Below are 19,421 nucleotides of genomic sequence, written 5' to 3' on the forward strand. Positions count from 1 at the left end.
GATCTCGTCATGGCCCTTACCGTAAATACCAACATCTCTTCGCTGACCGTTCAGAAGAACCTGAACAACGCTTCGAAAAACCTCAACACTGCCATGACCCGGCTCTCCACCGGCCTGCGCATCAACAGCGCCAAGGACGACGCCGCCGGTCTGCAGATCTCCAACCGCCTGAGCAGCCAGATCAACGGCCTGAACAAGGCAGTGGACAACGCCAACGACGCCATCTCCATCGCCCAGACCGCCGAAGGCGCCCTGCAGGAATCCACCAACATCCTGCAGCGCATGCGTGTCCTGGCCGTGCAGTCCGCCAACGGCTCCAACAGCGAAGACGACCGTACCTCGCTGAACCAGGAGTTCAAGTCGCTGACCGCCGAACTGACCCGCATCTCCGAAACCACCACCTTCGGTGGCGGCAGCACCGCGGTGACCCTGCTCAACGGTAAAGCCGGCACCAACGGCACCATGACCTTCCAGGTCGGCGCCAACGCCAACGAAACCGTCAGCTTCACCCTGAACGACATGAGCGCCAAGGCCCTGAACGGCAGCTACACCCTGGCCAGCGGCACCATCGCGGTCACCGGCGTCAACGACACCACCACCGCCGCTACCTCGGGCAGCATCACCGTCAACGGTGTCGAAGTCGACTACGCCAAGGGCGCCAGCCTCAACGACATCGTCGCCTCGATCAACACCAACGTCAGCGGCATCACCGCGGTCGCCAGCGGCGGCAGCATCAAGGTCACCTCGCAGGACGACATCACCGTCACCGCGGGCGGCACCCTGACCGGCGGCACCGCCACCGTGGCTTCCGGCCAGACCGTGCAGTCGCTGAACATCGGCACCGCCGACAAGGCCCAGGCCGCGATCCAGGTGATCGACGATGCCCTGAAGCAGATCGACACCCAGCGTTCGGCCCTCGGTGCGGTACAGAACCGTCTGGACAGCACCATCTCCAACCTGCAGAACATCGCAGAGAACGCCACCTCGGCACGCAGTACGATCCAGGATGCCGACTTCGCCGCGGAAACGGCGGAGATGACCAAGCAGCAGACCCTGCAGTCGGCAGCCACCGCTGTACTGGCCCAGGCCAACCAGCTGCCCTCTGCCGTACTCAAGCTGCTGCAGTAAGGTCATCGGCGGTTGATACGAAGGAAGGGCGCACTGCGCCCTTCCTGCATTTGTCCAGAACAATGAGGAGTCGATGATGAGCGTGACTTTCTCTACGATCGGACTGGGAGCCCCCGTCAGGGCGGACCAGGCCCAGGCGGCCACGCCCATCGCGGCCGGCGGCAAGACCGTTGCCGTCGACGGCAAGGGTTCGCCGTCCACCGGCAGTACCCAGGCCGAGCCGGACAAGGCTACCCTGGATCGTGCGCTGGACAGCCTGCGCAGCAATGCCCAGGTCATCCACCGCAACCTGGAGTTCTCGGTCGACCAGGAGTCGGGCATCACCGTGGTCAAGGTGGTGGACAGCACCAGTGGCGACGTGATCCGGCAGATTCCCTCCGAGGTCGCGGTGAAGCTGGCGGAGAGCATCAAGGAAGCCGGCAACCTGCTGTTCCGGGAGCAGGCCTAGGAAGCTGGCCTGCTTCTTGCCTGAAGGCTCTGGTACGAGCAATTGCGTCAAGAAACCGTTTAAAGGAGCGCGGCAATGACTACGATCAGTTCTTCCTCGTCGGGCAGCATCGCCTCTACCGGCCTGGGGTCCGGCCTGGACATCGACTCGATCGTCAGCGCCCTGGTGAAGGCACAGACCAGTGCCAAGCAGACGCAGATCACCAACCTCACCAAGTCGAACACTACCCAGCTATCCGCCGTGGGCTCGCTCAAGAGCGCGCTCTCGACCTTCCAGCTGGCAGTGGCGACGCTCAACACCGCCGACTCCTTCTCCGGGCTCAAGGCCACTTCGTCGGACGACACGAAGGCGACTGCCACCGCCAGCGCTTCGGCTACCGCCGGTACCTACACCCTGGAGGTCGACAAGCTGGCAACCGCCTCCAAGGTGGCCAGCCAGTACGTCGGCAGCTCCGACAAGTTCGGCGCCGGTCGTCTTACCCTCAGCCAAGGCGGCAGTAACTATTACGTGACGGTGTCCGCTGGCGATTCGTTGTCGACCATCCGCGACAACATCAACAAGCTCAGTTCCACCAGCGGCATCTCCGCCAACATCGTCACCGACTCCAGCGGCTCGCGCCTGGTGCTCAGCTCCACCACCACCGGCGCCGGCACCGACATCAGCGTCAAGACCTCGGGCGACAGCAGCCTGGGCAAGCTGGCGATCGACGGCACGGCAGCCTACAGCAGTTCCACCGGTGGCTATCTGGTTCAGGCCGGCGATGCCGAGTTCAAGCTCGACGGCCTGTCGATGACCAGTTCCAGCAATACCCTGGACAAGGCCGTCAGCGGCGTGACCTTCAATCTACTGACGACCGGCAGTTCCACCGTGACGGTGGCAACCAACACCGACGACCTGACCGCCAACATCCAGAAGTTCGTCGATGCCTACAACACGATGGTCAAGTCGATCTCCAGTCTGACCGACATCACCACCACCACCAATGAGGACGGTACCACCAGTACCAGTGCGGGGCCGTTGTCCAGCGATGCCACCACCCGCACCCTGCTCAACAACCTGCGCAACGAGTTCGTCAACCTGTCCAGCGGTAGCGGTACCCTGCAGGTGCTGTCGCAGCTCGGCATCACCAGCCAGAAGGACGGCACCCTGAGCGTCGACAGCAGCAAGCTGAGCAAGGGGCTGGAGACCTATGCGGGCAACATCCAGAGCTTCTTCACCGGCAGCGACGGCTTCCTCAAGCGCATGTACAACGCCGTCGACACCTATGCCAAGACCAATGGCATCCTCGACCAGCAGACCGACTCGATCAACGCCACCATCACCAGCCTGAAGAAGCAGCAGACCGACCTCGACGACCGCACCGCCAAGCTGACCGACATCCTGTACGCCAAGTACAACGCCATGGACAGCCTGGTCGCCCAGCTCAATGCCACCAGCAGCAGTGTGATGACCACGCTGAACGCGCTGAACAAGAGCTCCGACGACTGACGCCGGCAGCGTCTAGCCGACCGGCAGCGCCCGGCGCAGACGCAATTCGCGATTAAAGTCTGGCGCCGCCGCGCCGATACCCTGGACATCGGATATGAAACCTTCCACACCAGGGGATCTCGAAATGAATGCGATGGCAGCGCTTCGCCAATATCAGAACGTGGGTGTCCAGGCACAGCTCCACGAGGCGAGTCCGCACCGTTTGATCCAGATGCTGATGGAAGGTGGCCTGAGCCGCATCGCCCAGGCCCGCGGCGCCATGCAGCGCGGCCAGATGGCGGAGAAGGGCCAGCTGATCGGCAAGGCCGTGGCCATCATCGGTGGCCTGCGCGACGGCCTGAACCTGGAAGCCGGCGGCGATTATGCCGAGCGCCTGAACGCCCTGTACATCTACATGGGGCGCCGCCTGCTTGAGGCCAACCGGCAGAACGACGAACATATGCTCGACGAAGTGGCCAACCTGCTTCGCAGCATCAAGGAAGGCTGGGACGGTATCCCGCAGTAATACCGTCCCTCCAGGAGACACGAAGCATGACCCTCGCCGTCGAGCGTATCGAACAAACCCGCAGCGCCTTGGGCACCGCCCTGGCGGAGCAGGACTGGGAAGCCATCGCCCGGCTGGACCTGGAGTGTCGCCAGCACGTGGATGCCGCCATGCACGAGCCGCTGGACGACGACAGCGACCTCAAGCGCAGCCTCGAAGGCCTGCTCGTGCTGTACCGCGAACTGGTCCAGGAAGTCACCCGCCAGCGCCAGGGCGTGGCCGAGGAGATCATCCGCGTCAATCGGTCGCACAAGGGCGCCAAGGTCTATCAGCTTTTCGGCTGAGCCCCGCGGGTCGCCCGTTCGGCGCGGCCCCCCGTTTTCGCCGTTGCCGCCGTTCGTGCCAGCAGGTAAGTTCTTCCGTCGGAAACAACGAATAAATCACGCCATAAATTTGACTCCTGCCACATTTTTGACTTTACTTGGTGGCTAAATGATGGCGGATTGTTTCCGCCTCTTTCCCGTTGCCGTTCGCCGGCCCACATGCCTTCGGAAGACAAGAGCAAGATGTGGCGTGAAACCAAGATTCTGCTGATTGACGACGACCTGGAGCGTTGCCGCGAACTCTCCACCATCCTCAACTTCCTCGGCGAGGACCAGTTGTCCTGCCGCAGCCGCGAATGGCGCCTGGCGGTCGACGACCTGTCCAACGGCAGCCGCGGCGTGCTCTGCGTGCTGCTCGGCAGCGTCGAGCACAAGGGCGGCGCCCTGGAGCTGCTCAAGCAGCTTTCGGCCTGGGACGAATTCCTGCCGGTGCTGCTGATCGGCGACTCGGCGCCGACCGACTGGCCGGAAGAGCTGCGCCGCCGCGTGCTGGCCAGCCTGGAGATGCCGCCCAGCTACAACAAGCTGCTCGATTCCCTGCACCGCGCCCAGGTCTACCGCGAGATGTACGACCAGGCCCGCGAGCGCGGCCGCCAGCGCGAGCCCAACCTGTTCCGCAGCCTGGTCGGCACCAGCCGGGCCATCCAGCAGGTACGGCAGATGATGCAGCAGGTGGCCGACACCGACGCCAGCGTACTCATCCTCGGCGAGTCCGGCACCGGCAAGGAAGTGGTGGCGCGCAACCTGCACTATCACTCCAAGCGCCGCGAAGCGCCCTTCGTGCCGGTTAACTGCGGGGCCATTCCCGCCGAGCTGCTGGAAAGCGAACTGTTCGGCCACGAGAAGGGCGCCTTCACCGGCGCCATCACCAGCCGCGCCGGGCGCTTCGAGCTGGCCAACGGCGGCACCCTGTTTCTCGACGAGATCGGCGACATGCCGCTGCCGATGCAGGTCAAGCTGCTGCGTGTGCTGCAGGAGCGCACCTTCGAGCGCGTCGGCAGCAACAAGACGCAGAACGTCGACGTGCGCATCATCGCCGCGACCCACAAGAACCTGGAGAAGATGATCGAGGGCGGCAGCTTCCGCGAGGACCTGTACTACCGCCTCAACGTCTTCCCCATCGAGATGGCGCCGCTGCGCGAGCGGGTGGAAGACATCCCGCTACTGATGAACGAACTCATCTCGCGCATGGAGCACGAGAAGCGCGGCTCCATCCGCTTCAACTCCGCCGCCATCATGTCGCTGTGCCGCCACGACTGGCCGGGCAACGTGCGCGAGCTGGCCAACCTGGTGGAACGCCTGGCGATCATGCACCCCTACGGGGTGATCGGCGTGGGCGAGCTGCCGAAGAAATTCCGCCACGTCGACGACGAGGACGAGCAACTCGCCAGCAGCCTGCGCGAGGAGCTGGAAGAGCGCGCCGCCATCACCGCTGGGCTGCCGGGCCTGGACTCGCCGGCGATGCTGCCGGCCGAGGGCATCGACCTCAAGGACTACCTGGCCAACCTCGAACAGGGGCTGATCCAGCAGGCCCTGGACGACGCCAACGGCGTGGTCGCCCGCGCCGCCGAGCGCCTGCGCATCCGCCGCACCACCCTGGTGGAGAAGATGCGCAAGTACGGCATGAGCCGCCGCGAGGAGGAAGTGGCGGAGGATTGACGCCGCTTGCCTTTGCGTTTCAATAAGTGACTGAAAATAAAGGACTAATTTTTAGGCACGCAGATTGCTAAGACTCTGCCAGCCGACGCTTTCACGACGTCGGATGGAAGAGAGACAGCATGATGCCAGCCGTACCCCAGCAGTCCCAGCCGACCTCCAGCGATGCTCCGGAGGAGAACGGCCGCGCCGGCCTGGACCAGGCCTTCGCCCTGTTCAACCAGATGTCCACCCAGCTGAACCAGTCGTACAGCATGCTGGAGGCGCGGGTCAGCGAACTGAAGGGACAGCTGGCCCTGGTCAGCGCCCAGCGCATGCAGGAGCTGGCGGAGAAGGAACGCCTGGCCAACCGCCTGCAGAGCCTGCTGGACCTGCTGCCCGGCGGCGTCATCGTCATCGACGGCCAGGGCGTGGTGCGCGAGGCCAACCCGGCAGCGCGCGGCCTGCTCGGCCAGCCCCTGGTAGGCATGCTGTGGCGCCAGGTCATCGCCCGCTGCTTCGCGCCGCGCAAGGATGACGGCCACGAGATTTCCCTGCGCGACGGGCGCCGCCTGTCCATCGCCACCCGCTCGCTGAACGGCGAGCCGGGGCAACTGGTATTGCTCAACGACCTCACCGAGACCCGCCGCCTGCAGGACCAACTGGCCCGCCACGAGCGCCTGTCGGCCCTGGGCCGGATGGTCGCGTCCCTGGCCCACCAGATCCGCACGCCGCTGTCCGCGGCCATGCTCTACGCCGGCCACCTGAGCGAGCAGGCGCTGCCGCTGGAACAGCAGCAGCGCTTCGCCGGGCGCCTCAAGGAGCGCCTGCAGGAACTGGAGAACCAGGTGCGCGACATGCTGGTGTTCGCCCGCGGCGACCTGCCGCTGCCGGACCGCCTGAGCCCGGCGGAGCTGTTCGCCGGCCTGCGCGCCGCCGCCGAGGCCCATGTCGCCGGCCTGCAGCTGCGCTGGCAATGCGACGTGCGCGGCGGCGAGCTGCTGTGCAACCGCGACACCCTGGTCGGCAGCGTCCTCAACCTGCTGCACAACGCCATCCAGGCCGGCGGCCAGGACGTGCGCCTGAAAGTCCACCTCTACGCTCGTGGCGACAGCCTGCGCCTGGCCATCAGCGACAGCGGCCCGGGCATGGACGCCGCCACCCTGGCGCGCCTGGGCGAGCCCTTCTTCACCACCAAGACCACCGGCACCGGCCTCGGCCTTGCGGTGGTCAAGGCGGTGGCCAAGGCGCACCACGGCGAACTGCGCCTGCAATCGCGACCGGGCCGTGGCACCTGCGCCAGCCTGATCCTGCCGCTGATCGCGGCCCCCGTCCGTGAACACAAGGAATAACCCAATGCCCGCCAGAATCCTGCTCGTCGAAGACGACCGCGCCCTGCGCGAAGCCCTCTCCGATACCCTGCTGATCGGCGGCTGCGAGTTCACCGCCGTGGACAGCGCCGAGGCGGCCCTGGTCGCCCTGCAGCGCGAGGCCTTCGGCCTGGTGGTCAGCGACGTCAACATGCCCGGCATGGACGGCCACCAGTTGCTCGGCCTGATCCGCGCCCGCTACCCGCAGCTGCCGGTGCTGCTGATGACCGCCTTCGGCGCCGTCGAGCGCGCCGTCGACGCCATGCGCCAGGGCGCCGCCGACTACCTGGTGAAGCCCTTCGAGCCCAAGGTGCTGCTGGAGCTGGTGGCCCGCCACGCCCTGGGCCAGGCGCCCGTCGCCGAAGGCGAGGGCCCGGTGGCCGTGGAACCGGCCAGCCGCCAGTTGCTGGAGCTGGCCGCGCGGGTGGCGCGCAGCGATTCCACCGTGCTGATCTCCGGCGAGTCCGGCACCGGCAAGGAAGTGCTGGCGCGCTACATCCACCAGCAGTCGCCGCGCGCCAACAAGCCCTTCATCGCCATCAACTGCGCGGCCATTCCCGACAACATGCTCGAGGCCACCCTGTTCGGCCACGAGAAGGGCGCCTTCACCGGCGCCATCGCCGCGCAGCCGGGCAAGTTCGAGCTGGCCGACGGCGGCACCATTCTCCTCGACGAGATTTCCGAGATGCCCCTGGCCCTGCAGGCCAAGCTGCTGCGCGTGCTGCAGGAGCGCGAGGTGGAGCGCGTGGGCGCGCGCAAGCCGATCGAACTGGACATCCGCGTACTGGCCACCACCAACCGCGACCTGCTCGGCGAGGTGGCGGCGGGGCGCTTCCGCGAGGACCTGTACTATCGCCTGTCGGTCTTCCCCCTGGCCTGGCGCGCCCTGCGCGAGCGCCCGGCGGACATCCTGCCGTTGGCCGAGCGCCTGCTGGCCAAGTACGTGAAGAAGATGAACCTGGGCGCGGTGAGCCTGGCCGCCGACGCCCGCGACGCCCTGCTGACGCACCCCTGGCCGGGCAACGTGCGCGAGCTGGACAACGCCATCCAGCGCGCGCTGATCCTGCAGCAGGGCGGCCAGGTCCGCGCCCTGGACCTGTGCCTGAACGCCCCCATCGGCATGGCGCCCGCAGCGCCCGTGATCCCCCTGGTACAGCCTGCTCCGGTGGCGGCCGCCGCCAGCGCCGGAATTCCGTCGGCGCCCGCGGACAACGCCGGCGGCCTCGGCGAAGACCTGCGCCGCCGCGAGTTCCAGATGATCATCGACACCCTGCGCAGCGAACGCGGCCGCCGCAAGGAAGCCGCCGAACGCCTGGGCATCAGCCCGCGCACCCTGCGCTACAAGCTGGCGCAGATGCGTGACGCGGGGATGGATGTGGAGGCCTACTTGTACGCCAGTTGAGTGGCGCCGGTTTCCCCTGTTCGGGCCCGCTGTTCGCGGGCCTTTTCTTTGTGTCGCGAGGGGGAGTTTCCCGTGGTGGTTTCAGCGCTTGCCGGCAGTCGTGAGGGCAGTGGGTGGCGCAGGGTTCTGCTTTTCCATGGAGGAAGGGCAGGGCATGTCGAGGCCAACGGAATTCGCCCGGGAACTGCGGCGTCGGCAAACCGACGCGGAGCGGTTGTTGTGGAGTCGCCTGCGGGATCGCCGGCTACTCGGCTGGAAATTCAGGCGCCAGGTGCCGCTGGGGCCGTATGTGGTGGATTTCTATTGCCATGAGCGGCAACTGGTGGTGGAACTGGACGGCGGGCAGCACCTGGGAAGTGCCGCGGATGTCGAGCGGGATGCCTGGTTGAGGGGCCAGGGGCTGCGGGTGTTGCGGTTCTGGAACCACGACGTGCTGGTGCGGACGGAGGGGGTGTTGGAGGCGATTCTGTTGGCATTGGAGTCTGGATAGAGCACCCTCACCCCAGCCCTCTCCCAGAGGGAGAGGGGGCCGTTCGGCGCGGCGACAAGTAATGGATTTCTCCTGGCATATAGGTGTGGCCGACACCAATGTTCCCGGCTGCACACCTTCCTACGCACGGCAGAGGAGGGGCTCCCTCTCCCTTCGGGAGAGGGCTGGGGTGAGGGGCTCTTGCCTCCCAATAGCCACATCCTACAAGTCCCCCCCAAACCTGGCACCCTTGTTGCAATCCCCTATGCCAAAGCGCCGCGGCGTCAAAAAAGCCGCGGCCCGTAGTCAGAGGGAAAGCCAATGAGTCAGGGTATCGAGTTCAACCGCCTGCTGCTGGAAATGCGCTCCATGCAGATGGACGCCATGGCCAAGGCCAAGCCGGCCGCCTCGGCGCCGGCTGCCGTGGAGGGCGCGCCGAGCTTCTCGGACATGCTCGGCCAGGCGGTGAACAAGGTGAACTCCACCCAGCAGGCCGCCAGCGCGCTGGCCAATGCCTTCGAGGTGGGCCAGAGCAACGTCGACCTGACCGACGTGATGATCGCTTCGCAGAAGGCCAGCGTGTCCTTCCAGGCCATGACCCAGGTGCGCAACAAACTGGTCCAGGCCTACCAGGACATCATGCAGATGCCCATCTGAGCCACGGGGTAGGTAGATAGTTCATGGCCGAAGCCACTGTAGACAACCAGGTCCCCGCCAAAGCCGGCGCAGCCGAAATGCTGAAGAAGCCGCTGATGGGCCTGCAGTTCCTCGAGAACCTCGCCGAGATGCCGGTGCTGCGTCAGGTCGGCCTGCTGGTCGGGCTGGCGGCGAGCATCGCCATCGGCTTCGGCATGGTGCTGTGGTCCCAGCAGCCGGACTACAAGCCGCTGTACGGCAGCCTCAACGGCGTCGACGCCAACAAGGTGATCGAGACGCTGAACGCCGCCGACATCGGCTACAAGGTCGACCCCAACTCCGGCGCCCTGCTGGTCAAGGCCGACGACCTCGGCCGCGCCCGCATCAAGGTGGCCGGCGCCGGCCTGACGCCCACCGACAGCAACGTCGGCTTCGAGATCCTCGACAAGGAACAGGCCCTGGGCACCAGCCAGTTCATGGAGGCGACCAACTACCGTCGCGGCCTGGAAGGCGAGCTGGCGCGCACCATCTCCAGCCTGAACAACGTCAAGGCCGCCCGCGTGCACCTGGCCATCCCGAAGAGTTCGGTGTTCGTCCGCGATGAGCGCAAGCCCACCGCCTCGGTGCTGGTCGAACTGTACCCGGGGCGCAGCCTGGAGCCCAGCCAGGTGCTGGCGATCGTCAACCTGGTGGCCACCAGCGTGCCGGAACTGGACAAGTCCCAGGTCACCGTGGTCGACCAGAAGGGCAACCTGCTCTCCGACCAGCAGGAGCTGTCCGAACTGACCATGGCCGGCAAGCAGTTCGACTATTCCCGGCGCATGGAAAGCATGTTCACCCAGCGCGTGCACAGCATCCTGCAGCCGGTGCTGGGCGACGGCCGCTATAAGGCCGAGGTCTCCGCCGACGTCGACTTCAGCGCCGTGGAATCCACCGCCGAGTCCTACAACCCGGACCAGCCGGCCCTGCGCAGCGAGCAGGTGAACAACGAGGAACGCCAGAACAGCAACGGCCCGCAGGGCGTGCCGGGTGCGCTGTCGAACCAGCCGCCGGGCCCGGCCAGCGCGCCGCAGCAGACCGGCAAGAGCGCCGGCGGCGATTTCGTCGCCCCGGGCCAGCCGCTGAAGGACGCCAACGGCCAGACCATCATCGACCCGAAGACCGGCCGTCCGGTGCTGGCACCGTACCCCACCGACAAGCGCGAGCAGAACACCCGCAACTACGAGCTGGACCGCTCCATCAGCTACACCAAGCAGCAACAGGGCCGTCTGCGCCGGCTTTCCGTCGCGGTGGTGCTGGACGACCACATGGTCGCCGACGCCAAGACCGGCGAGGTCAGCCACAAGCCCTGGAGCGCCGACGAACTGGCGCGCTTCACCCGCCTGGTGCAGGACGCGGTGGGCTACGACGCCAGCCGCGGCGATAGCGTCAGCGTGATCAACGCGCCCTTCGCCCCGGAGCAGAACCTGGAGATCGCCTCGCCGCCGTTCTACTCGCAGCCCTGGTTCTGGGACATCGTCAAGCAGGTGCTGGGCATCGTCTTCATCCTGGTGCTGGTGTTCGGCGTGCTGCGCCCGGTGCTGAACAACCTCGCCGGCAACAAGAACAAGGCCCTGGTGGCCGGCGCCGGCGGCGACATGGCCCTGGGCGAGATGGGCGGCCTGGAAGGCGAGCTGGCCGAGGACCGCGTCAGCCTGGGCGGCCCGCCGAGCATCCTGTTGCCCAGCCCCAGCGAGGGGTACGATGCGCAGCTGAACGCGATCAAGAGCCTGGTGGCTCAGGACCCGGGCCGCGTGGCCCAGGTAGTGAAGGATTGGATCAACTCCGATGAGTGATGCGGTATGAGCGAGACCCGGTTGAACGCCAAACTGACCAAGGTCGACAAGGCTGCGATTCTCCTGCTGTCCCTCGGCGAGACCGACGCGGCCCAGGTGCTGCGGCACATGGGCCCGAAGGAAGTGCAGCGGGTCGGCGTGGCCATGGCGCAGATGCGCAACGTGCATCGCGAGCAGGTCGAGCAGGTGATGAGCGAGTTCGTCGAGGTGGTCGGCGACCAGACCAGCCTGGGCGTCGGCGCCGACGGCTACATCCGCAAGATGCTCACCCAGGCCCTGGGCGAGGACAAGGCCAACAACCTCATCGACCGCATCCTGCTGGGCGGCAACACCAGCGGCCTGGACAGCCTGAAGTGGATGGAGCCGCGCGCGGTGGCCGACGTCATCCGCTACGAGCACCCGCAGATCCAGGCCATCGTCGTCGCCTACCTGGACCCGGACCAGGCCGCCGAAGTGCTCAGCCACTTCGACCACAAGGTGCGCCTGGACATCGTCCTGCGCGTGTCCTCGCTGAACACCGTGCAGCCCTCGGCGCTGAAGGAACTCAACCTGATCCTCGAGAAGCAGTTCGCCGGCAACGCCAACGCCACCCGCACCACCATGGGCGGGGTGAAGCGCGCGGCGGACATCATGAACTACCTCGACAGCTCGGTGGAAGGCGCCCTGATGGACGCCATCCGCGACGTCGACGAAGACCTCTCCGGGCAGATCGAGGACCTCATGTTCGTCTTCGACAACCTCGCCGACGTCGACGACCGCGGCATCCAGGCGCTGCTGCGCGAAGTCTCCTCGGACGTGCTGGTGCTGGCCCTCAAGGGCTCGGACGAGGGCATCCGCGAGAAGATCTTCCGCAACATGTCCAAGCGCGCCGCCGAACTGCTGCGCGACGACCTGGAGGCCCGCGGCCCGGTGCGCGTCAGCGAAGTGGAGGGCGCGCAGAAGGAAATCCTCACCATCGCCCGGCGCATGGCCGACTCCGGCGAGATCGTCCTCGGCGGCAAGGGTGGCGAGGAGATGATCTAAGTGAGTGGTCCCGCGAAACCCAAGGGCGAGGAACACGATGGCCTGATCCGCGCGCGCGACGTCGCCGGCTTCGACCGCTGGGCGTTGCCCAGCTTCGACCCGGTGGTGGAACGGCCGCCGGAGCCTGCGCCCGAGCCGGAGGCGCCGGAAACCCCGGCGGTGGAGGAAGTCCCCGTCGAGGACGTCAAGCCGCTGACGCTCGAAGAGCTGGAAGCGATCCGCCAGGACGCCTACAACGAAGGCTTCGCCACCGGCGAGAAGGACGGCTTCCACGCCGGCCAGCTCAAGGCCCGACAGGAGGCCGAGGTGGCGCTGCAGGAGCGCCTGGCCGGCCTGGAGACGTTGATGGGCCAGCTGTTCGAGCCCATCGCCGAGCAGGACCTGCTGATCGAGCAGATGCTGGTCAACCTGGTCGGCCAGGTGGCGCGCCAGGTCATCCAGCGCGAGCTGGAGGGCGACTCCAGCCAGCTGCGCCAGGTATTGCGCGAGGCGCTCAAGCAACTGCCGATGGGCAGCGACAACGTGCGCATCCACGTCAACCCGCAGGACTTCGAACTGGTCAAGGCGCTGCGCGACCGCCACGAGGAAAGCTGGCGCATCCTCGAGGACGAGCAGCTGCTGCCCGGCGGCTGCCGCATCGAGACCGAGCATTCGCGCATCGACGCCAGCATCGAGACGCGCCTGGCGCAGATCACCAAGCAACTCTTCGAACAGCAGCGCGAGCAGGCCACCCACGCCCTGGAGCCGGACCTGCACATCGACCTGGACCAGCCCGATGCGCCTTGACCGGGTGAGTTTCGCCAAGCGCCTGGAAGGCTACCTGGACGCCGCCAAACTGCCGGCGCAGCCGGTGGTGGAAGGCCGCCTGCTGCGCATGGTCGGCCTGACCCTGGAGGCCGAGGGCCTGCAGGCTGCGGTGGGCAGCCGCTGCATGGTGATCAACGACAGCGGCTACCACTCGGTGCAGGTGGAAGCCGAGGTCATGGGCTTCTCCGGCAGCAAGATCTTCCTCATGCCGGTCGGCAGCCTCGCCGGCATCGCCCCCGGCGCCCGCGTGGTGCCGCTGCCCGACAGCGGCCGCCTGCCCATGGGCATGTCCATGCTCGGCCGGGTGCTCGACGGTGTCGGCCGCGCCCTGGACGGCAAGGGCGGGATGCGCGCCGAGGACTGGGTGCCGATGGACGGCCCGACCATCAACCCGCTCAAGCGCGAGCCGATCCACGAACCCATGGACGTCGGCATCCGCTCGATCAACTCGCTGCTCACCGTCGGCCGCGGCCAGCGCCTGGGCCTGTTCGCCGGCACCGGCGTGGGCAAGTCGGTGCTGCTGGGCATGATGACCAAGTACACCAAGGCCGACATCATCGTGGTCGGGCTGATCGGCGAACGGGGCCGCGAGGTGAAGGAATTCATCGAGCACATCCTCGGCGAGGAAGGCCTCAAGCGCTCGGTGGTGGTCGCATCCCCCGCCGACGACGCGCCGCTGATGCGCCTGCGCGCAGCCATGTACTGCACGCGCATCGCCGAATACTTCCGCGACAAGGGCAAGAACGTCCTGCTGCTGATGGACTCGCTGACGCGCTTCGCCCAGGCCCAGCGCGAGATCGCCCTGGCCATCGGCGAGCCGCCGGCGACCAAGGGCTACCCGCCATCGGTGTTCGCCCGCCTGCCGCGCCTGGTGGAACGCGCCGGCAACGGCGAGAAGGGCGGCGGTTCGATCACCGCCTTCTACACCGTGCTCAGCGAGGGCGACGACCAGCAGGACCCGATCGCCGACTCCGCCCGCGGCGTGCTCGACGGCCACTTCGTGCTGTCGCGCCGGCTGGCCGAGGAGGGCCATTACCCGGCCATCGACATCGAGGCCTCGATCAGCCGGGTGATGCCCCAGGTGGTAAGCCCCGAGCAGCTGCAGCACGCCCAGCGCTTCAAGCAGCTGTGGTCGCGCTACCAGCAGAGCCGCGACCTGATCAGCGTCGGCGCCTACGTCGCCGGCGGCGATGCCGAGACCGACCTGGCCATTCAGCGCTTCCCGGTGATGCGCCAGTTCCTCCGCCAGGGCCTGAACGAAAGCCAGAGCCTGGAAGACAGCGCCCAGTTGCTGGACGCCGTGCTGTCCGGCAAGGCCGGCTGAGGTTGCCGCACCATGCCTGAGGCCCGCCTGCCATGAATCGCCGCGCCGACCGTCTGGCTCCTGTCGTGGAAATGGCCCTGAAGGCCGAACGCGAGGCCGCGCGTCAGCTCGGCCAGGCGCAGAACCAACTGCTCCAGGCGCAGCGCAAGCTGGCCGAGCTGGAGCGCTTCCGCGCCGACTACCAGCAACAGTGGATCGACCGCGGCCGCCAGGGCGTCAGCGGCCAGTGGCTGCTGGACTACCAACGCTTCCTGGCGCAGCTGGAAACCGCCGTGGAGCAGCAGAACCGCAGCCTGGCCTGGCACCAGGACGTGGTGGAGAAGGCGCGTGTCACCTGGTCGGAGAAGTACGCCCGCCTGGAGGGCCTGCGCAAGCTGGTGGAACGCTATCGCGAAGAAGCGCGGCTGCTGGCCGACAAGCAGGAACAGAAGCAGCTCGACGAATTCGCCCAGCGCCTGCGGCCGCCGGTCTACTGAGCTAGGCTCAGCCCAGGTCCGCCGCCTGGAACGCCACGCATGCTGCTCAGCCGTACCCTGCTGCACACCCATCCGCGCCTGCTCCTCGCCTGCGCCGCCGGCCTGGCGCTGGGGCTGGCCTGCTACCACCTGCCGCCGCTGATGCGCACGCTGGTCGGCTGGAACGTCGCCGCCTGGGGCTACGTGCTGCTGATCACCGTGCTCGCCCTGCGCGCCGGGGCGGACCAGGTGCAGCGCCTGGCTGCCATCGAGGACGAGAACGCCCAGGCGGTGCTGGTGCTGGTCAGCGCCGCGGCCATCGCCAGCCTGGTGGCGATCGTCTACGAGCTGGCCGGCGCGCGCCAGTTGCCGGGGAGCGAGAGACTGCTGCGCTACGCCTTCACCGGCAGCACGGTGCTGGGCTCCTGGTTCCTCATCGGGACCATCTTCGCCATGCACTACGCGCGCATGTTCTACACGGCGGCGGACGGCGAGGCGCCGCTGCAGTTCCCCGACCGCGGGCGGCAGCCGGACTACTGGGACTTCGCCTACTTCTCCTTCACCCTCAGCGTCGCCGTGCAGACCTCGGACGTGGCCATCGCCTCGCCGGCGCTGCGCCGGGTGGCCCTGGCGCAGTCGATCATCTGCTTCCTGTACAACACGGCGATCCTCGGCCTGAGCATCAACATCGCCGCCGGCATCCTCGGCTGACGCGCCTCAGTGGCGCCAGAAGGCCGGGGTGAACAGCACCAGCACGGTGAGGATCTCCAGGCGCCCGGCGAGCATGCCGGCGCACAGCAGCCACTTGGCGGCATCCGGCAGGGACGAGAAGTTGCCCGAGGGGCCGATCACCGGGCCCATGCCCGGGCCGACGCCGGAGACGGTGCTGGCGGCGCCGGTCAGCGCGGTCATCCAGTCCAGGCCGAGGAAGGTCAGGGCCAGGCCCAGGCCGCCGACGGTGGCGCCGAAGAAGAACGAGAAGGTCAGGATCGAACGCACGATCTCCTCGTCCAGGCGGTGGCCGTTGTAGCTCTGGCGCAGCACCGCGCGCGGGTGGATGAGCTGGTACAGGCTGGCCTTGAGCAGGATGTAGGCGACCTGGAAGCGGAAGATCTTCAAACCGCCGGCGGTGGAGCCGGAGCAGCCGCCGATGAAGCCCAGGTAGAAGAACACCATGATCGAGAAGTGGCCCCACAGGCTGTAGTCGCCCAGGGCGAAGCCGGTGGTGGTGACCACCGAGGTGACGTTCACCGCGACGATGCGCAAGGCGTCCTGCCAGGACAGGTCGGAATTGAAGGCGTACCAGGTGCCCATCACCAGCCAGGTGAACACCAGCAGGCCGATGAAACCGTGCACCTGGCTGTCCTTGAGCAGCGCCTTGCGATGGCCGCGTAGGGTGGCGACGTAGAGGGCGAAGGGCAGGCTGCCGAGGATCATGATCACCACCGCCACCCAGTGCACCGCCGGCTGGTGCCACTTGGCCAGGGACTGGTCGGAGGTGGAGAAACCGCCGGTGGAGATCGCCGACATGGCGTGGTTGAGCGAGTCGAACAGACCCATGCCGGCCCACCACAGGCCCAGGGTGCCGAGGATGGTGATGCTGACGTACACCGCGACTATGTACTTGGCGACCATGTGCGAGCGCGGCATGACCTTGTCGCTGCGGTCCGAGGATTCGGTCTGGAACAGGCGCATGCCGCCGATGCGCAGCATCGGCAGGATCGCCACCGCCATGCCGATGAAGCCGATGCCGCCCAGCCAGTGCAGCATCGAGCGCCAGATGAGGATGCCCGGCGACATGTTGTCCAGCCCGGAAAGCACCGTCGAGCCGGTGGCGGTGATGCCCGACATGCTCTCGAAGAAGGCGTCGGTGACGCTCATGTGGCGGGCGATGATGAAGGGCAGGGCGGAGAAGAAGCAGACGATCACCCAGCTGGAGACCGTGAGCATGTACATGTCCCGCGGGCGCAGGTGGGCCTGCTCGGGGCGGCCCGGCAGGACCAGGCCGAGGCCGGCGCTGAAGGTGATCAGGCTCGACCAGATGTAGGGCGAGAGTTCCTGCGGGCGGTGGTAGTAGAGCAGGGTGGCCATGGGCACCAGCATGGCCACCGCCAGGGTGATCAGGAACAGGCCGATGATGTATCCGAGGGTGCGTAGTGTCGGCAGCGCCATGAAGCGGACTCGATGGACATGAACCCTCCATTGTACCTGCCCTCGGCGCGATGCGCAGCGCGCCGGAAGGCTCTTCACAATGGCTGCGCAATCGCTAGAATTCTGCGCTGCCCGCCGGCGCTCGCCGGTTTCTTCTGGTGCATTCGCACATCATGTCCATCGACAATCCGTGTTTGAACTGTGGCGCCTGCTGCGCGCATTTCCGTGTGTCCTTCTACTGGGGCGAGTGCCGTTCCGCCGGCGGCAGCGTACCCGACGAACTGGTGGTGCAGGTCGGCCCATACCATGCCGCCATGCGCGGCACCGAGGCCAAGCCGGTGCGCTGCGTGGGGTTGCTGGGCGAGGTCGGCTGCGGCGTGCGCTGCACGGTCTACGAGCAGCGCTCCAGCACCTGCCGGGAATTCGAGGCCTCCTGGGTCGACGGCCAGCACAACCCCAACTGCGACACGGCCCGCGCCGCCTACGGCCTGCCGCCGCTGACGCCGCCGTTGCAGCCGATCGTCACGCCGTCGCCGGAGCGGGTGGCGTGAGGGAGAGATGACAGCGGTTGCCTTGTAGGAGTCCCGTAGGATGGGTTGAGCTTGCGAAACCCATGCGGGCATGGCGATGGGTATCGCTTCGCTCCACCCATCCTACGGGGAGTCCGCCGGGCCATGGCTGCAGTGGGAACGAGCTTGCCGGTGACTCCCGTGTTTCGGATTGACTCCGCTCCCTCTCCCCAACCCTCTCCCTGAAGGGAGAGGGGGCTTGTCCGTGCCGAGAGAAGGAGTGGTTTCAGCCGGAGGCCTTCGGAATTGCCGGCTGACTCAGGACTGTCAAAACGCACCGAACGGTCCCCTCTCCCTTCAGGGAGAGGGTTAGGGAGAGGGCGCTCTTGGAATGAACACTGAACCACCACACACCAAGCGCTCACCGGCAAATACCCCCTGGCCCCGTAGGGCACATAACGCCTATGGCGTTATCCGCCATCGTGCTCAGGCCGTGCGGTTCCGGCCAACGGCGGATAACCGTGAACGGTTATGTGCCCTACGTTTCTGAACGCAGATGGGGCTGCCCGTGCCGAGAGAAGGAATGGTTTCAGCCGGAGGCCTTCGGAATTGCCGGCTGACTCAGGACTGTCAAAACGCACCGAACGGTCCCCTCTCCCTTCAGGGAGAGGGTTAGGGAGAGGGCGCTCTCAGGACGAACACCAGTGTTCGCCGATAGAACTGTTCGCGAGCAAGCTCGCTCCTACACGGATACGAAGCACCCTGGCGGCAGGTGAGCAGGCAGATGAGAAGCCTTTGCGACTACAATGGCCGTCCTTGTGTGTACAGGAGGTAGCCCATGGAGGCCTACGAAGCGCTGGTCAACCGTGTATCCCATGCCCGCCTGGGCGAGCCGGCGCCCACTGCCGGGCAGCTCGAGCGGCTGTTCCGCGTCGCCCTGCGCGCGCCGGACCATGGGCAGTTGCGCCCGTGGCGCTTCCTCACGGTGGAAGGCGAGGCGCGGCAGCAACTGGGTGAGTTGTTCGCCCGTGCGCTGAATGCCGAACAACCCGACGCCAGCCCCGAGGCGCTGGCCAAGGCCCGCGCCATGCCGTTGCGCGCGCCGACCCTGGTGGTGGCCATCGCGCGCCTGCAGGAGCACCCCAAGGTGCCGGAGATCGAGCAGATGCTGGCCGCCGGCTGTGCCGCCTACGGCATCGTCCAGGCGGCTTTCGTCGAGGGGCTGGGGGCCATGTGGCGCACCGGCGCCATGGCTTTCGATCCAGTCGTGCACCAGGGCCTGGGCCTGGCGGCCAACGAGCGCATCGTCGGTTTCATCTACCTGGGCACGCCCATGGGTGAGCTGCGCCAGCCGGCGCCGCTGGACCCGGCGGCCTTCGTCAGCGCCTGGCGGGGCTGAGCGGCAGGCTCAGGCGGACTTTCCAGCGCGCCCCGCCGGCCCGCCAGAGCAGCCGGCCGCCCTGCCAGGCGGCCAGGCGCTGGGCGGCGCGCAGGGCCCGGGGCAGCCAGCGCCGGGCCTGTTCGTCGGTGCCGCCGAGGTCCAGGCGCAGCAGGCCGCGCTCCAGGCGCGGTTCCAGCACGATGGCGGCGTCCTGCTGCCATTCCACCGCGGTATCCAGCAATTCATCCAGGGCTTCGTGCAGCGCCTGCGGCCAGCTGTGCAGCGGCCAGGTGCCGCCGCGCGGCAGGCTCAGGCGCAGTTCCGGCCAGCGGCGCCGCCAGCGCTGCGCCAGCAGCCCCAGTTCCACCGCCAGCACCAGGCTCTGCGGCTCGTCCCGCGGGCGCTCGCGCGGCAGGCCGGCGGCCGCCAACGGCAGGGCCGGAGTGGGGGGCGGCAGGTATTCGGCGGCTAGGTTCATGATCGGGCTCCGGGG

General features: G+C 67.2%; 20 protein-coding genes. 18 read left to right on the forward strand and 2 right to left on the reverse strand.

Annotated elements, in window-relative coordinates; genetic code table 11:
- Positions 1-9: 9 nt before the first annotated feature.
- The 16 genes from PcP3B5_RS07960 to PcP3B5_RS08035 all read left to right on the forward strand — a co-directional run bounded on the left by PcP3B5_RS07960 (position 10) and on the right by PcP3B5_RS08035 (position 15,598).
- A complete protein-coding gene (locus tag PcP3B5_RS07960) occupies positions 10-1,128 on the forward strand; it encodes a flagellin N-terminal helical domain-containing protein (RefSeq protein ID WP_009620862.1) in 1,119 nt (372 codons plus the stop codon).
- 76 nt (positions 1,129-1,204) lie between these two features.
- Positions 1,205-1,576, forward strand: coding sequence for a flagellar protein FlaG (locus PcP3B5_RS07965; RefSeq protein ID WP_051878452.1), 372 nt, complete (start codon positions 1,205-1,207; stop codon positions 1,574-1,576).
- 75 nt (positions 1,577-1,651) lie between these two features.
- Positions 1,652-3,064, forward strand: a complete 1,413-nt coding sequence (fliD, locus tag PcP3B5_RS07970; RefSeq protein ID WP_061560971.1) for a flagellar filament capping protein FliD — start codon at positions 1,652-1,654, stop codon at positions 3,062-3,064.
- Positions 3,065-3,188: 124 nt separating this feature from the next.
- Positions 3,189-3,569 (forward strand): flagellar export chaperone FliS, encoded by a 381-nt coding sequence (fliS, locus tag PcP3B5_RS07975; protein ID WP_009620865.1) that lies wholly within the window; start codon positions 3,189-3,191, stop codon positions 3,567-3,569.
- 26 nt (positions 3,570-3,595) lie between these two features.
- Positions 3,596-3,892, forward strand: a complete 297-nt coding sequence (fliT, locus tag PcP3B5_RS07980; protein WP_043267646.1) for a flagellar protein FliT — start codon at positions 3,596-3,598, stop codon at positions 3,890-3,892.
- A gap of 222 nt (positions 3,893-4,114) precedes the next feature.
- The gene (locus tag PcP3B5_RS07985; protein ID WP_043319360.1) at positions 4,115-5,590 is read left to right on the forward strand and encodes a sigma-54 dependent transcriptional regulator; all 1,476 of its coding nucleotides are present in this window, start codon (positions 4,115-4,117) and stop codon (positions 5,588-5,590) included.
- A gap of 122 nt (positions 5,591-5,712) precedes the next feature.
- The gene (locus PcP3B5_RS07990) at positions 5,713-6,918 is read left to right on the forward strand and encodes a sensor histidine kinase (RefSeq protein ID WP_145923971.1); all 1,206 of its coding nucleotides are present in this window, start codon (positions 5,713-5,715) and stop codon (positions 6,916-6,918) included.
- Positions 6,919-6,922: 4 nt separating this feature from the next.
- Positions 6,923-8,338, forward strand: a complete 1,416-nt coding sequence (gene fleR, locus PcP3B5_RS07995; protein WP_058072079.1) for a sigma-54-dependent response regulator transcription factor FleR — start codon at positions 6,923-6,925, stop codon at positions 8,336-8,338.
- 154 nt (positions 8,339-8,492) lie between these two features.
- Positions 8,493-8,828: an endonuclease domain-containing protein gene (locus PcP3B5_RS08000; protein WP_145923860.1), complete on the forward strand. Its 336-nt coding sequence runs from the start codon at positions 8,493-8,495 to the stop codon at positions 8,826-8,828.
- A gap of 300 nt (positions 8,829-9,128) precedes the next feature.
- Complete coding sequence (fliE, locus tag PcP3B5_RS08005; protein WP_009620871.1) at positions 9,129-9,464, forward strand: flagellar hook-basal body complex protein FliE; 336 nt, start codon at positions 9,129-9,131, stop codon at positions 9,462-9,464.
- 23 nt (positions 9,465-9,487) lie between these two features.
- The gene (gene fliF, locus PcP3B5_RS08010) at positions 9,488-11,278 is read left to right on the forward strand and encodes a flagellar basal-body MS-ring/collar protein FliF (RefSeq protein ID WP_058072077.1); all 1,791 of its coding nucleotides are present in this window, start codon (positions 9,488-9,490) and stop codon (positions 11,276-11,278) included.
- Positions 11,279-11,284: 6 nt separating this feature from the next.
- Positions 11,285-12,301 carry a flagellar motor switch protein FliG gene (gene fliG / locus PcP3B5_RS08015; RefSeq protein ID WP_009620873.1) on the forward strand — a complete coding sequence of 339 codons (1,017 nt, stop codon included), beginning with the start codon at positions 11,285-11,287 and terminating at the stop codon, positions 12,299-12,301.
- A complete protein-coding gene (gene fliH, locus PcP3B5_RS08020; protein WP_061560973.1) occupies positions 12,302-13,087 on the forward strand; it encodes a flagellar assembly protein FliH in 786 nt (261 codons plus the stop codon).
- Positions 13,077-14,432 carry a flagellar protein export ATPase FliI gene (gene fliI / locus PcP3B5_RS08025; protein WP_043319354.1) on the forward strand — a complete coding sequence of 452 codons (1,356 nt, stop codon included), beginning with the start codon at positions 13,077-13,079 and terminating at the stop codon, positions 14,430-14,432. The genes fliH and fliI overlap by 11 nt, the downstream gene beginning before the upstream one ends.
- A gap of 32 nt (positions 14,433-14,464) precedes the next feature.
- The gene (gene fliJ / locus PcP3B5_RS08030; protein ID WP_043267636.1) at positions 14,465-14,908 is read left to right on the forward strand and encodes a flagellar export protein FliJ; all 444 of its coding nucleotides are present in this window, start codon (positions 14,465-14,467) and stop codon (positions 14,906-14,908) included.
- Positions 14,909-14,947: 39 nt separating this feature from the next.
- On the forward strand, positions 14,948-15,598 hold the full coding sequence (locus PcP3B5_RS08035) for a DUF1345 domain-containing protein (RefSeq protein ID WP_058488820.1): 651 nt from the start codon (positions 14,948-14,950) through the stop codon (positions 15,596-15,598).
- A gap of 6 nt (positions 15,599-15,604) precedes the next feature.
- On the opposite strand, the gene PcP3B5_RS08040 is transcribed toward PcP3B5_RS08035, so the two are convergent.
- Entirely contained in the window at positions 15,605-17,059 is a 1,455-nt protein-coding gene (locus PcP3B5_RS08040) for a TrkH family potassium uptake protein (RefSeq protein WP_009620890.1), read from the reverse strand.
- Between the two features lie 152 nt (positions 17,060-17,211).
- Between PcP3B5_RS08040 and PcP3B5_RS08045 the strand changes: the two genes are divergently transcribed.
- A complete protein-coding gene (locus PcP3B5_RS08045) occupies positions 17,212-17,589 on the forward strand; it encodes a YkgJ family cysteine cluster protein (RefSeq protein WP_061563218.1) in 378 nt (125 codons plus the stop codon).
- A gap of 796 nt (positions 17,590-18,385) precedes the next feature.
- Positions 18,386-18,946 (forward strand): nitroreductase family protein, encoded by a 561-nt coding sequence (locus tag PcP3B5_RS08050; RefSeq protein ID WP_043267628.1) that lies wholly within the window; start codon positions 18,386-18,388, stop codon positions 18,944-18,946.
- Here PcP3B5_RS08050 and PcP3B5_RS08055 read toward each other — a convergent pair.
- Positions 18,927-19,406 (reverse strand): hypothetical protein, encoded by a 480-nt coding sequence (locus tag PcP3B5_RS08055; RefSeq protein WP_082816268.1) that lies wholly within the window; start codon positions 19,404-19,406, stop codon positions 18,927-18,929. The two genes, PcP3B5_RS08050 and PcP3B5_RS08055, sit on opposite strands and share 20 nt — an antisense overlap.
- Positions 19,407-19,421 lie beyond the last annotated feature (15 nt).

Origin of the sequence: Pseudomonas citronellolis, from assembly GCF_001586155.1 — a bacterium.
Classification (GTDB): domain Bacteria; phylum Pseudomonadota; class Gammaproteobacteria; order Pseudomonadales; family Pseudomonadaceae; genus Pseudomonas; species Pseudomonas citronellolis.